The sequence below is a fragment of the Streptomyces sp. NPDC060194 genome, assembly GCF_042728285.1.
Lineage (GTDB): Bacteria > Actinomycetota > Actinomycetes > Streptomycetales > Streptomycetaceae > Streptomyces.
Genome location: NZ_JBHWZH010000049.1, coordinates 1 through 13,593 on the forward strand (window position 1 = coordinate 1; position 13,593 = coordinate 13,593).

Genomic DNA, 13,593 nt, shown 5'->3' on the forward strand with positions numbered 1-13,593 from the left:
GCCCGCCCCCGGGAGAGCCGGGAGCGGGCCGCCGTGAGACGCCGGGGCGGGTCCTAGAACGCCGCCTCGTCCAGGTCCATCAGGTCCAGGCCGACCTGCTCGGCGAGCGCGCGCTCGACCGAGACGCCCGGCAGGACGTTCGCCGCGAAGAACTTCGCCGCGGCGATCTTGCCGGTGTAGAAGGCCTTGTCCTTGGTGGAGGCGCTTGCGAGCTTCTCCGCGGCGACCGCGGCGCCGCGCAGCAGCAGGTAGCCGACGACGACGTCCCCGGAGGCCATCAGCAGGCGGGTGGTGTTGAGGCCGACCTTGTAGATGTTCCGGACGTCCTCGCCGGTGGCCGTCAGGTCGGTGATCATCGTGCCGACGATCGCCTCCAGCTCGACGGCCGCCTTGGACAGGCTGTCGCGGGCCGCGGCCAGCTCGTCGCCGCCGGCGCCGATGGCCAGGAACTTCTTGATCTCCTCGGAGAGGGCGTTCAGGGACGCGCCCTGGTCGCGGACGATCTTCCGGAAGAAGAAGTCCTGGCCCTGGATCGCCGTGGTGCCCTCGTAGAGGGTGTCGATCTTGGCGTCCCGGATGTACTGCTCGATCGGGTACTCCTGGAGGTACCCCGAGCCGCCGAACGTCTGCAGCGACTGGGCGAGCTGCTCGTAGGACTTCTCCGAGCCGTAGCCCTTGACGATCGGGAGCAGCAGGTCGTTCAGACCGTGCAGCGCCTTCGCGTCCTCGCCGGCCGCCTCGGCGGCCTGGATGGCGTCCTGGACGGTGGCGGTGTAGAGGACGAGCGAGCGCATGCCCTCGGCGTACGCCTTCTGCGTCATGAGCGAGCGGCGCACGTCCGGGTGGTGGGTGATCGTCACCTTGGGCGCGGTTTTGTCCATGAAGTTCGCCAGGTCGGGTCCCTGGACGCGCTCCTTGGCGTACTCCAGGGCGTTGAGGTAGCCCGTGGAGAGGGTGGCGATGGCCTTCGTGCCGACCATCATGCGGGCGAACTCGATGATGCGGAACATCTGGCGGATGCCGTCGTGCTTGTCGCCGACGAGCCAGCCGACCGCGGGGTGGTCCGCCTGGTCGCCGAAGGTCATCTCGCAGGTGTTGGAGGCCTTGAGGCCCATCTTGTGCTCGACATTGGTCGCGAAGACGCCGTTGCGCTCACCCAGCTCGCCGGTCTCGAAGTCGAAGTGGAACTTCGGGACCATGAAGAGCGACAGGCCCTTGGTGCCGGGGCCGTGGCCCTCGGGGCGGGCCAGCACGTAGTGGATGATGTTCTCGGACATGTCGTGCTCGCCCGAGGTGATGAAGCGCTTGACGCCCTCGATGTGCCAGGAGCCGTCCGCCTGCTCGGTGGCCTTCGTGCGGCCCGCGCCCACGTCGGAGCCCGCGTCGGGCTCGGTGAGGACCATCGTGGAGCCCCACTGCTTCTCGGTGGCTATCGACGCGATCTTCTTCTGTACGTCGTTGCCCTCCTCGTGCAGGATGCCCGCGAAGGCGGGGCCGGAGGAGTACATCCAGACGGCGGGGTTGGCGCCCAGGACGAGCTCGGCGTAGGCCCAGATGAGGGAGCGGGGCGCGGTGGTGCCGCCGATCTCCTCGGGCAGGCCCAGGCGCCAGTACTCGGAGTCCATGAAGGCCTGGTAGCTCTTCTTGAACGAGGCCGGGACGGGCGCGGTGTTCGTGGCCGGGTCGAAGACCGGCGGGGTGCGGTCGGCGTCCTCGAAGGAGGCGGCGAGCTCGTTCACCGAGAGCCGGTTCAGCTCGTCCAGGATCGACTTCGCGGTCTCGACGTCCATCTCCGCGAACGGTCCGGTGCCGTACAGCTTGTCGCGACCGAGGACCTCGAAGAGGTTGAACTCGATGTCGCGGAGATTCGACTTGTAGTGCCCCATGGCGACGGCTCCTCGTGCCTGCGATGCGTGCCTGATTCGTGCCTTCGACGCGTTCCGACGCGAGCCTTGAGCGCGTACCGACGCATACCGATACCGACCGGTAACACAGATCATGCTACCCATCGGTAATAAGACGCAACCCCGAAGCGCCCGACAGACCCCGGGTGTGGCGCACTACTCTTTGCCCCATGTACGGCTACGACCAGCACCCCGGGGCTCAGCAGGGCTACGCCCAGGCGCCGCACCAGCAGATGGGCGGCTATCCCGAGCCCTCGGTCCCCTCGCTGGCCGACGCGGTCCGGGCCTTCACCACCGGCGCGATGTCGGCGGAGGACTTCCAGCAGATCTTCGCCACGTCCAAGGTCTACTGCCCCCGCGGGGAGGGTCCCGGCTTCCTGGCGCTGCACAACACCCAGCAGCCGGTGATCCCCATGTTCACCACGCTCAAGGAGCTGCGCCGGTACGCCGGCAAGGAGTCGAAGTACTTCGTGATCACCGGCGCCGAGGTCATCGACCTGCTGCCGACCGGCTACGGCTTCGTCCTGGACATGGAGGGCGAGCACCGGATGGTCTTCGACGCGAAGGCCGTCGAGCAGATGGTCGACTTCGCGATGCGCCGCATGTACGGCTGACGCGGTCGGCACAGTGTCGTTCCTCACCCCTCGTGGCCATCCGGCCCCGGGGGGTGATTGCGTAGGGCGCGTGGACGCCCCGGGAATGCGGGCGGCCTTGCAAGTTGTTCAGTGTTCAACTACATTGGAGCTCGAACCCGAGGAGGCCGCCATGCCCGCCGTGACCGTCGAGAACCCGCTGACCCTGCCGAAGGTCGTCGCCCCCGCCGGCGCCGCCGCCCGGCCCGTGCTCGCGGTCGTGGACGCGCCGAGCGGATTCGAGGGGGAGGGCTTCCCGGTTCGCCGCGCGTTCGCCGGGATCAACTACAAGTACCTCGACCCGTTCATCATGATGGACCAGATGGGCGAGGTGGAGTACCAGCCCGGGGAGCCCAAGGGCACCCCCTGGCACCCGCACCGCGGCTTCGAGACCGTCACGTACATCATCGACGGCGTCTTCGACCACCAGGACTCCCACGGCGGCGGCGGCACGATCACCGACGGCGACACCCAGTGGATGACGGCAGGCTCCGGCCTGCTGCACATCGAGGCCCCGCCGGAGCACCTCGTCATGTCCGGCGGCCTCTTCCACGGCCTGCAGCTGTGGGTGAACCTGCCGGCCAAGGACAAGATGATGCCGCCGCGCTACCAGGACATCCGCAGCGGCTCCGTCCAGCTCCTCACCACCCCCGACGGCGGCTCGCTGCTGCGGGTCATCGCCGGCGAGCTCGACGGCCACGACGGCCCCGGCATCACCCACACCCCGATCCGCATGATCCACGCGACGGTCGCCCCCGGCGCCGAGATCACCCTGCCGTGGTCCGAGGACTTCAACGCCCTCGCCTACGTCATGGCCGGCCGCGGCTCCGTCGGCACCGACCGGCGCCCGATCCACGTCGGCCAGACCGCGGTCTACGGCAGCGGCTCGTCGATCACCCTCCGCGCCGACGAACGCCAGGACAGCAACACCCCGGACCTGGAGATCGTGCTCCTCGGCGGGCGCCCCATCCGCGAACCGATGGCGCACTACGGGCCGTTCGTGATGAACACCCGCGCCGAGCTCCAGCAGGCCTTCGACGACTTCCAGGCCGGCAAGCTCGGCGTCGTCCCCTCCGAGCGCATCCCCCACACCCAGGACTGACGCCGCGTCACCCGTGCGGGTCCGCCGACGGGCGGACCCGCACGCGGCGTGATCGCCTGGCGGCATGGCGACCCGAAGCTCCCCCGACCAGCCGCTCCTGCCGCCCGGCGCCCGGCGCCTCGCGGCCTGGTGCCTGGTCGTGCTGCTGGTCTGCGGCGTCGCGGCGGTGTTCGTCTGGCTCTGCGTGACGCTCAAGGCGGCCGTCACCCCCGTCCTGCTCGCGCTGCTCGGCACCGCGCTGCTCGGCCCGGTCCACCGGTGGCTGCTGCGGCGCCACCTCAACCGCTCGCTGGCCGCCCTGCTGACCTGCTTCGCCCTGGTGGCCGTCGTCGGCGGCGCGGGCTACGTCCTCGTGCACGCCCTGATCGACAGCGGCGAGGACATCCTCGACGCCCTCCAGCAGGCCGTGGACTCGATCCGCGACCGGCTGGGCCTGGAGGACCTCGGCGGCACGGAGGACTTCAGCGCCAACGTCAAGGACCTCGTCGACAAGTACGGGGCGACGGCGGCCAGCGGCGTGATCACCGGCCTCAGCGTCGTCGGCGCGCTCGCCGCGACCTCCGTCCTCGCGCTGCTGCTCACCTTCTTCTTCCTCCGCGACTCCGACCGGGCGGTGTCCCTCGCCCACACCGTCGCCCCGCGCGGCCAGGGCGCGCTCGTCGAGGCGATCGGGCGGCGGGCCTTCGAGGCGGTCGAGGGCTTCATGCGCGGCACCACGTTCATCGCGCTCATCGACGCCGTCTGCATCACCGTCGGCCTGCTGATCCTGCGCGTCCCGGGCGCGTTCGGGCTCGGCGCGCTCGTGTTCATCGGCGCCTACGTCCCCTACCTCGGGGCGACGGTCTCGGGGGCGGTCGCGATCCTGGTGGCGCTGGCCGAGCGCGGCTTCGTCATCGCGCTGTGGACCCTGGGGATCGTGCTCGCCGTGCAGCAGCTGGAGGGGCACATCCTCCAGCCGGTGGTCCAGTCGCGGACGGTCCACATGCACCCGGCCGTGATCATGGTGGCGCTGGCGGCCGGGGCCAGCGTGGCGGGGCTGATGGGGATGCTCTTCGCCGTCCCGCTCGCGGCGGCGGCGTTCGGCGTCCTCGGAGAGCTGCGGCGCCGCTCGGCCGGGCTGAGCGTCGACGACCTCGGGTCGCCGCCCCGCGCGCCCAAGGCGCCGAAAACCCTCTAGCCGGTTCCTACGCGCTCTCCCCGATCTCGAACCACGTCGACTTCCCCTTCCCGCGCGGGTCCACCCCCCACGCGTCCGCCAGCAGGTCCATCAGGACGAGCCCGCGGCCCGAGGAGGCCAGCTCGCCGGGGCGGCGCTTGTGCGGCAGGTCGTCGGAGCCGTCCGAGACCTCCACCCGCATCCGGCGCCGACCGCCCGGCGGGAGCGCGATCTCGGCGACCACGAGGGCGTCGCCGTCGGTGTGCACCAGCACGTTGGTGATCATCTCGGAGAGCATCAGCACCGCGGAGTCGACCTGGTCGTCGTCCGACCAGTCGTGCAGCAGCGCCCGCAGTTGGGCCCGCGCCCCGGCGACCCGCTCGGGCTCGGCCTGGGCGATGGTCAGGACGATCCGGCGCAGCGCCGCCGCCGCGCCCTCGTCGGCGGGGCGCCGGCCGAGCAGCACGATGGCGATGTCGTCCTCGCGGCGGTCGGCGAGCCGGCCGGTGGTGTGGTGGGAGAGCGGCCCGTGGACGGCCTGGACGAGGTCGTCGGCGAGCTCCTCCAGGTCGGGTCCGGTGTGCTGCTCCATGATCTTGCGGACCCTGGCCCAGCCGGTCTCCAGGTCGTGGCCGCCGGTCTCGATCAGACCGTCGGTGCAGATCAGCATCGTCTCGCCGGGGTCGAGCAGGATCCGGGTCGTCGGATAGTCGGTGTCCGGGACGATCCCGAGCGGGAGACCGCCCTCGGTGGGCCGGTCGAGGACCGTGCCGTCCTCCAGGCGCACCACGGGGTCGAGGTGACCGGCCCGGGCGAACTCCAGGACCCCGGAGACCGGGTCGGCCTCCACGTACAGGCAGGTCGCGAAGCGGGGCTCTGCGCCGTCCGCCTCGGTGATGCCGTGCAGGAAGCGGGACGCGCGGGTGAGCACGGCGTCGGGGCGGTGGCCCTCGGACGCGTAGGCCCGCAGCGCGATGCGCAGCTGCCCCATCAGGCCCGCCGCCCGCACGTCGTGGCCCTGGACGTCGCCGATGACCAGCGCGATCCGGCCGTTGGGCAACGGGATGGCGTCGTACCAGTCCCCGCCGACCTCCAGGCCGCCGCCGGTCGGCACGTAGCGGGCGGCGATCGTCATGCCGGGGATGTCCGGCCCGACGACCGGCATCATCGCCCGCTGGAGCCCCGTGGTCAGCTCGCGCTCGGAGTCCTGCACGCCCGCCCGCTGCAGGGCCTGGGCGAGCATCCGGGCGACGGTGGTCAGGACGGAGCGCTCGTCGGGGGTGAAGGCGACCGGGTGCGCGAACCCGGCCATCCAGGCGCCCATGGTCCGGCCCGCGACGATCAGCGGGACGAACGCCCACGACTGCCGGCGGAAGCCCTTGGCCAGCGGCCAGCTGGTGGGGAAGCGGCGCTCGTACTCCGTCGGGCTCGGCAGGTAGACCGCCCGGCCGGTTCGCACCACCTCGGCGGCCGGGTAGTCGGTCTCCACCGGCATGTCGAGGAAGGGCCGCTCGTCGCCGTCCCGGTGGCCGTGGTGGCCGATGACGGAGAGCCGGTCGCCGGTCGCGGAGATGCCGAAGACGGCGAGGCCGTTCGGCGAGAAGCCCGGCATGGACAGCGACGCCGCGACCCGCAGGACCTCCTCCGTGGACCGGGCCTCCGCCAGGGCGCGCCCCGCGTCGAGCAGGAACGCCTCCCGGGAGCGCCGCCAGTCGCCGGTGACCTGGGCGGGCGAGCGGCCGCCCTCGAGGGCGCCGACCGTGCCCGGCTGCGGTTCGGCGACCTCCTGGAGAGTCCCGACCAGCTCGAAGTCCGCGCCGCCCGCCATCGGCTTGGAGCGGCTGCGCACGGTCCGCAGGACCAGGCCCTCCTCGTCCATGACCCGCAGCCTGGCCTCCGCGAGGGTGTCCTCGGCGACGGCGAGGTTGATGATCCCGTTGATCTCGATCCAGTCCACGGGATGGAACCGCGCGCGCAGCGCGGCCTCCGAGAGGGTCGAGCGTTCGGCGGGCAGGCCCAGCAGCCGGGACGCCTCCGCATCCAGCGTGACGAGGCCCGAGGCGTTGTCCCAGCGCCACAGACCCGTCTGGATGGCGGCCAGGACGTCCTCAGTGCGCATGGATCCCACTCTAGGAAGATCGGCGGTCTCCCGGCCACCGGTCGGTGTTTCACGTGAAACGCCGGGCGGGTGTTTCACGTGAAACATCGCCCCAAGCCGCCCTCCCGGTTCCCGTTACCCTTTGAACCGTAGGTTTCCGCCTGTCTCGCGAAGAACTGGATGAACGATGCACCCGTACCGGTCCCACACCTGCGGCGAACTCCGCGCCTCCGACGTCGGCACCGACGTCCGGCTGAGCGGCTGGCTGCACAATCGTCGTGACCTGGGCGGCATCCTCTTCATCGACCTGCGCGACCACTACGGCATCACGCAGCTCGTCGCCCGCCCCGGCACCCCGGCGAACGAGGCGCTCGCGAAGCTGACCAAGGAGACGGTCGTCCGGATCGACGGCAAGGTCGCCGCCCGCGGCGCCGAGAACGTCAACCCCGAGCTGCCGACCGGCGAGATCGAGATCGAGGCCGGCGAGGTCGAGGTGCTCGGCGCGGCCGCCCCGCTGCCGTTCCAGGTCAACACGGACGACGGGGTCGGCGAGGAGCGCCGCCTGGAGTACCGCTTCCTGGACCTGCGCCGCGAGCGCATGCACCGCAACATCATGCTGCGGTCCTCGGTCATCGCCTCGATCCGCTCGAAGATGGTCGCCCTCGGCTTCAACGAGCTGGCCACGCCGATCCTCACCGCGACCTCCCCCGAGGGCGCGCGCGACTTCGTCGTCCCCTCGCGCCTCAACCCGGGCAAGTTCTACGCCCTGCCGCAGGCCCCGCAGCAGTTCAAGCAGCTGTTCATGATCTCCGGCTTCGACCGGTACTTCCAGATCGCGCCCTGCTTCCGCGACGAGGACGCCCGCGCGGACCGCTCGCCGGGCGAGTTCTACCAGCTCGACGTCGAGATGAGCTTCGTCGAGCAGGAGGACGTCTTCCAGCCGATCGAGAAGCTGATGACGGAGCTGTTCACCGAGTACGGCCAGGGCCGCGAGGTGACCTCCCCCTTCCCGCGGATCCCGTTCCGCGAGTCGATGCTCAAGTACGGCAACGACAAGCCCGACCTGCGCGCCAAGCTGGAGCTGGTCGACCTCACGGACGTCTTCGCCGACTCCGGCTTCAAGGCGTTCGCCGGCAAGCACGTCCGCGCGCTGCCCGTCCCGGACACCGCCGGCCAGTCCCGCAAGTTCTTCGACGGCCTCGGCGACTACGCCGTGTCCCTCGGTGCGAAGGGCCTCGCCTGGGTCCGCGTCGGCGAGGACGGCACGCTCGCCGGCCCGATCGCGAAGTTCCTCACCGAGGACGACGTCAAGGTCATCACCGACCGCCTGGGCCTCGTGCCCGGCCACGCCGTGTTCTTCGGCGCGGGCGAGTTCGACGAGGTCTCGAAGATCATGGGCCCGGTCCGGGTCGAGGCGGCCAAGCGGGCCGGCCACTTCGAGGAGAACGTCTTCCGGTTCTGCTGGATCGTCGACTTCCCGATGTTCGAGAAGGACGAGGAGACCGGGCGGATCGACTTCTCCCACAACCCGTTCTCCATGCCGCAGGGCGGCCTGAAGGCCCTGGAGGAGCAGGACCCGCTGGACGTCCTGGCCTACCAGTACGACATCGTCTGCAACGGCTTCGAGCTGTCCTCCGGCGCGATCCGGAACCACGAGCCCGACCTGATGCTCAAGGCGTTCTCCATCGCCGGCTACGAGGCCGAGACCGTCGAGCGCGAGTTCGCGGGCATGCTCCGCGCGTTCCGCCTCGGCGCGCCGCCGCACGGCGGCATCGCGCCGGGTGTCGACCGCATCGTCATGCTGCTCGCCGACGAGCCGAACATCCGCGAGACGATCTCGTTCCCGCTCAACCAGAACGCCCAGGACCTCATGATGGGCGCGCCCTCGGTGCTGGAGGAGGCGCGGCTGCGGGAGCTGAACATCCAGCTGCGCAAGCCGGCCGCGTCGGCGAAGGGCGCGGACGCCAAGCCCGCGCAGTAGCCCTGGCCTGCGGTTTCTTCCGAGCCCCCGATCCGCGTCCGCGGGTCGGGGGCTCGGTCGTTGGGCCGACCGGGTGGTGTTCGTACGAAGATCGGCGAAACGTACCGCGTGCTCCCCTCGTGCGGCTCACCTCCCCTCATGCTGAACAAGTCCGATAAACCGCACGTACTTCGGAAGCGAATCGAGGGGTTCACCATGGCAGTCAGCAAGGTCAGCGCACTCTGGACGGCGCTCATCGGCGCGTTCGTCGCCCTCTTCGCCGCCCTCGGCCTCACGGCCCCCGCCGCGGCCGCCCCCCGCGCCGCCGCGCCCACCGCGGAGCCGGCCGGCCCCGCGGCGACGGAGGCCGCCCGCACGGTCGAGACGACGCGAGCGCACGAACCCGACGGGCCCGCCCCCCACGGCTGGTTCTCCTACGCCCCGCTGCCCGCCGCCGGCTCCGTGCCCCCCACCATGAAGCAGCGCATCACCGCGGAGGCCCACGGCGGTGTCCCCGCCTCCCGGATGTCCTCCGACAACCTCGCCCGCCACGCGGCGGTCGGCGCGTCACTCGCGTCGGCGGAATAGCAGGCTTCCCCCGCTGGGGAACGGTTACCGCCGTATCGTGGGAGACGTCACCCGATCCCGGAGGAGACGTCGTGGGCCTTGTGGATGACCGGTCCGGAGTCCTGACCCAGGACGACTTCGAAGAGCTCTCCCGTCACGCCATACGCACGAACGAGGCGCTGAGGCTGGAGTTCATCGGAGGGAAACTGGGGGTCAAGGCTGTGCCGGACGGGGACCACGGGCGGATCATCGCCTGGCTTGCTCGCTTGTGCATGCAGGCCGACGCAGGATGGTGGCTCTTTCCGGAGCAGGGCCTGCACGTCGAGACGTACCTCAAAGGCAATGCGCGGCCCGACGCGTCACTCGTCCCGATCGAGACGTTCGTCGGCCAAGGCGAATGGGCGTCCACGGACGGTGTCCTGATGACCGTCGAAGTGACCTCCGGAGACTCCGACACCGACCGTCGCGACCGCGTCGACAAGCCGCGTGCGTATGCCGAGAGCCGGATCCCCGTGTACCTGCTGATCGACCGCGAGTCCTGCGAAGTACTCGTGTACTCGCAACCCGACGGGGTGCGCTACGAGCGCCTCGACCGTGTTCCGTTCGGCAAGGCCGTCCGACTGCCCGAGCCGGTGAACGTCGAGCTGGACACCGAGCCCTTGAAGAACTGGGTGCACTGACCCCTCGTGCACATGCGAAAGGCCCGGAATCGTGCGGATTCCGGGCCCTGACGCATGCGCGCGCCGCGTCGGCGCTACGCGGCCGGCTTCTCCTCCAGACGCGGGAAGAGCACCGCGCCCTTGGTGACGGTGGCGCCGGCGGGGAGCTGCCCCCAGGTGCCCGCGTCCTGGACGCGCTGGTCGGCGATCGGGCCGAGGACGGCCTCCGCGCCGAGCGAGTCCCACAGCTTCTGCGAGGTCTCCGGCATCACCGCGTTCAGCAGCACCGCGACACCGCGGAGCGACTCGGCCGCCGTGTAGAGGATCGTCGCGAGGCGCGCCCGGCCCTCCTCCGACTCGTCCTTGGCCACCTTCCACGGCTCCTGCTCCGTGATGTAGCCGTTGACCTGCTTCACGAAGTCGAAGATCGCCAGGATGCCGCCCTGGAAGTCCAGTTCCTCGCCGATCTTCGCGTCCGCGAGCGCGACGGCCTTCGTGAGACCGTCCTTGACCGCCTGCTCGGCGTCACCGTCCGCGGTGGCCTCCGGCAGTGCGCCGCCGAAGTACTTGCCGACCATGGCCGCGACGCGCGAGGCGAGGTTGCCGTAGTCGTTGGCGAGCTCGCTGGTGTACCGGGCGGAGAAGTCCTCCCAGGAGAACGACCCGTCCTGGCCGAACGCGATCGCGCGCAGGAAGTACCAGCGGTAGGCGTCCACGCCGAAGTGCGAGGTCAGGTCCTGCGGCTTGATGCCGGTCAGGTTCGACTTCGACATCTTCTCGCCGCCGACCATCAGCCAGCCGTTGGCCGCGACCTTTCCGGGGACCGGCAGGCCCTGCGCCATCAGCATCGCGGGCCAGATCACCGCGTGGAAGCGCAGGATGTCCTTGCCGACCATGTGCACGTTCGCCGGGAACGTCGAGTCGAACTTCTGCTGGTCGGCGCCGTAGCCGACGGCCGTCGCGTAGTTCAGGAGCGCGTCGACCCACACGTAGATGACGTGCTTCTCGTCCCACGGCACCGGGATGCCCCAGTCGAACGTGGAGCGGGAGATGGAGAGGTCCTGCAGGCCCTGGCGGACGAAGTTCAGCACCTCGTTGCGCGCCGACTCGGGCTGGATGAAGCCGGGGTTCGCCTCGTAGAACTCCAGGAGCTTCGGGCCCCACGCGCTGAGCTTGAAGAAGTAGTTCTCCTCCTTCAGGAGCTCGACCGGCCGCTTGTGCACCGGGCAGAGCTTGGCGCCGTCCTCGCCGTCGAGCAGCTCGCCGGGGAGCTTGTACTCCTCGCAGCCCACGCAGTACGGGCCCTCGTAGCCGCCCTTGTAGATCTCGTCCTTGTCGAAGAGGTCCTGGACGAACTCCTGCACCCGGGCGGTGTGCCGCTCCTCGGTGGTGCGGATGAAATCGTCGTTGGCGATGTCCAGGTGCTGCCAGAGGGGCTTCCAGGCCTCCTCGACGAGCTTGTCGCACCACTCCTGCGGTGTGACGCCGTTCGCCTCGGCCGTGCGCATGATCTTCTGACCGTGCTCGTCCGTGCCGGTGAGGTACCACACCTTCTCGCCGCGCTGGCGGTGCCAGCGGGTGAGCACGTCGCCTGCGACGGTCGTGTAGGCGTGGCCCAGGTGAGGAGCGTCGTTGACGTAGTAGATGGGGGTCGAGACGTAGTACGTCTCCCCCTGCTTCTCGGTTCCAGTGGCCGCCATGGTCGAAATCCTAACGGCCGCGGCGTGCTCCCCTCACCGCGATAACCGTCGGTGAGGGGAGCCGCCGGCGCCCCGAACGGGTCACTTCCCGCGGGCGGCGAGCCAGGTGGGGAAGGCGGCGAGGAGGGCGGTGTAGAGGGTGCGGTCGGGGAGGGTGGAGGGGGTGGCGCCGGCGTGGAAGAAGCCGGTGTGGTCGGCGTTCAGCCTGCGCAGGTAGTCGAAGGTCTTCGGGTCCTCCTCGCCGAAGGCGACGAACTGCCAGAAGAGCGGCTCGTCGGCGGTGTCCCGGAGCGCCTGGAGGGCGAGCCGCTTCACGTCGGAGGGGCCGTCGGTCTGGAAGACGACGAGGGCGGGCGCGCTCGGGTCCGCGGACTTGGCGTGCAGGGCGACGACCTCCTCGATCGCCCGGTGGTGGCTGGTGCGGCCCATCCGGCCGAGGCCGGCGGTCAGCTCGCCGATCCGGCCCGTGTGCCCGTCGAGCGTCAGGTCGCCGCCGCCGTCGATGTCGGTGGAGAAGAAGACCACCCGCACCACGGGCTCGGCGGCGAGGTGCGCGGCGAGCGCGAGCACCCGGTCGGCGAGGTGCTGGACGCTGCCGTCCTTGTAGAACGGCCGCATCGATCCGGACCGGTCGAGCACCAGGTAGACCGTGGCCCGCGCACCCGTGAGCCCCGCCTTGCCGAGCGCCGTGCCGGCCGCCCGGTGGGGCGCGGCGAGCCCGGGCGCACGGGCCTTCAGCCGCGCGGGGGTGAGCACCTTGTCGGCGGGCTGCGGGGACGCGACGGGCGCGGCGACGGGGACGGCCACGGGGGCGGTCTCGGGCTCGGGGTCGGCCACGGGGGCGGGCGCGGCGACCGGCTCGGCGGCGGTGGCCGGCTCCGCGGCGGCCGGGTCCTCCTCGACGGGGGCGGCGACGGGCTCGGCGGGGACGGCCGGGGCGACGGGCTCCGGCGCGTCGGGCTCCAGGGCGACGGGCTCCGGCGTCACGGGCTCCGGCGTCACGGGGGTGACGGCTGCGGGCTCCGCCACCGGCTCCGGCCGCTCCTCGGCCGCGGGTTCCGGCGACACGGGCGCGGGCTGCTCGGCGACGGGAGCGGTCCCGTCCACGGCGGGTGCGGACTGCTCGGCGACGGGAGCGGTCTTGTCCGCGGCGGGCGCGGGCTGCTCCGCCAGGGGGGCGGTCTCCTCCGCCCCGTCCGCGGCCGGCGCGGCCTTCTCCGCGGGCCGTTCCGCCTCCACCGGCGCCGACGGCTCGACGGCCGGCTCCGGGTCCGGCGCGACGACGGCCGGGGCCGTGGCCTCCGGAGCCGGCTCGGGCGCGCGCTCGGCCTCCGGCACCGGCGCCCCCTCCTCGGCCGGCCGGCTCTGCGACGGCACCGGCTTGCGCAGGTCGGGGTTGTCGAACGCCGCCGCGACGAGGTCCGAGAGCTCGGGGTCCGGGGTGGGCTCGGTGGCGGGCGCCGGAATGGTCGCCGGGCGGTCCGAACCGGGCTCCGGGTCCGCCTCCTTGGCGGGCGCCGGCACCGTGGCCCCGGCCGCGGCGGGCGCGGACTCCTCACGCGCCTCGGGAGCGGGGACGGGGGCGGCCGCCGGTGCGGACTGGCCCTTCTCCGACCGGCCGAACACGTTCCGGATTCGACTCAGAATGCCCATGTGCGCGACCCTCCGGGGGAGTTGAGTGCCATCAAATGTCCGTACTGCGGCAAATCAGCCCTGGCCAGGGCGGACACGTAAGGTTAGCGGCCGCACGGTGCCGGAAGCCGCAGGGTAGAGGACGGGGTTCCCCTTCCGCGCGCCCCGTCACACCCCGGACGG

At 71.3% G+C, this 13,593-nt stretch carries 10 protein-coding genes; 6 read left to right on the forward strand and 4 right to left on the reverse strand.

The genetic code is table 11. The annotated features are described in order from the left end of the window. Positions 1–53: 53 nt before the first annotated feature. Positions 54–1,886: an acyl-CoA dehydrogenase gene (locus ACFWEG_RS13525; RefSeq protein ID WP_387213529.1), complete on the reverse strand. Its 1,833-nt coding sequence runs from the start codon at positions 1,884–1,886 to the stop codon at positions 54–56. A 188-nt stretch (positions 1,887–2,074) separates the two neighbouring features. Between ACFWEG_RS13525 and ACFWEG_RS13530 the strand changes: the two genes are divergently transcribed. The 3 genes from ACFWEG_RS13530 to ACFWEG_RS13540 all read left to right on the forward strand — a co-directional run bounded on the left by ACFWEG_RS13530 (position 2,075) and on the right by ACFWEG_RS13540 (position 4,815). Continuing rightward, the gene (locus ACFWEG_RS13530) at positions 2,075–2,518 is read left to right on the forward strand and encodes an SseB family protein (protein ID WP_387213533.1); all 444 of its coding nucleotides are present in this window, start codon (positions 2,075–2,077) and stop codon (positions 2,516–2,518) included. A 151-nt stretch (positions 2,519–2,669) separates the two neighbouring features. Further along, on the forward strand, positions 2,670–3,638 hold the full coding sequence (locus tag ACFWEG_RS13535; RefSeq protein WP_387213536.1) for a pirin family protein: 969 nt from the start codon (positions 2,670–2,672) through the stop codon (positions 3,636–3,638). Positions 3,639–3,702: 64 nt separating this feature from the next. Then, a complete protein-coding gene (locus ACFWEG_RS13540) occupies positions 3,703–4,815 on the forward strand; it encodes an AI-2E family transporter (protein WP_387213539.1) in 1,113 nt (370 codons plus the stop codon). A 7-nt stretch (positions 4,816–4,822) separates the two neighbouring features. Here the strand turns inward: ACFWEG_RS13540 and ACFWEG_RS13545 are convergent, their stop codons facing one another. Then, the gene (locus tag ACFWEG_RS13545) at positions 4,823–6,913 is read right to left on the reverse strand and encodes a SpoIIE family protein phosphatase (RefSeq protein WP_387213542.1); all 2,091 of its coding nucleotides are present in this window, start codon (positions 6,911–6,913) and stop codon (positions 4,823–4,825) included. A 166-nt stretch (positions 6,914–7,079) separates the two neighbouring features. On the opposite strand from ACFWEG_RS13545, the gene aspS reads away from it, so the two are divergent. The 3 genes from aspS (at position 7,080) to ACFWEG_RS13560 (ending at position 10,099) form a co-directional block, all read left to right on the forward strand. Continuing rightward, positions 7,080–8,873, forward strand: coding sequence for an aspartate--tRNA ligase (aspS, locus tag ACFWEG_RS13550; protein ID WP_387213545.1), 1,794 nt, complete (start codon positions 7,080–7,082; stop codon positions 8,871–8,873). Between the two features lie 195 nt (positions 8,874–9,068). Next, on the forward strand, positions 9,069–9,440 hold the full coding sequence (locus ACFWEG_RS13555; RefSeq protein WP_387213548.1) for a DUF6344 domain-containing protein: 372 nt from the start codon (positions 9,069–9,071) through the stop codon (positions 9,438–9,440). Positions 9,441–9,511: 71 nt separating this feature from the next. Further along, on the forward strand, positions 9,512–10,099 hold the full coding sequence (locus tag ACFWEG_RS13560) for a Uma2 family endonuclease (RefSeq protein ID WP_387213551.1): 588 nt from the start codon (positions 9,512–9,514) through the stop codon (positions 10,097–10,099). A gap of 74 nt (positions 10,100–10,173) precedes the next feature. Here ACFWEG_RS13560 and metG read toward each other — a convergent pair whose 3' ends face one another. Together metG and ACFWEG_RS13570 are read right to left on the reverse strand one after the other, a co-directional pair. Next, positions 10,174–11,778, reverse strand: coding sequence for a methionine--tRNA ligase (gene metG, locus ACFWEG_RS13565; RefSeq protein ID WP_387213554.1), 1,605 nt, complete (start codon positions 11,776–11,778; stop codon positions 10,174–10,176). Positions 11,779–11,859: 81 nt separating this feature from the next. Further along, entirely contained in the window at positions 11,860–13,404 is a 1,545-nt protein-coding gene (locus tag ACFWEG_RS13570) for a VWA domain-containing protein (RefSeq protein WP_387213557.1), read from the reverse strand. Between the last annotated feature and the right edge of the window lie 189 nt (positions 13,405–13,593).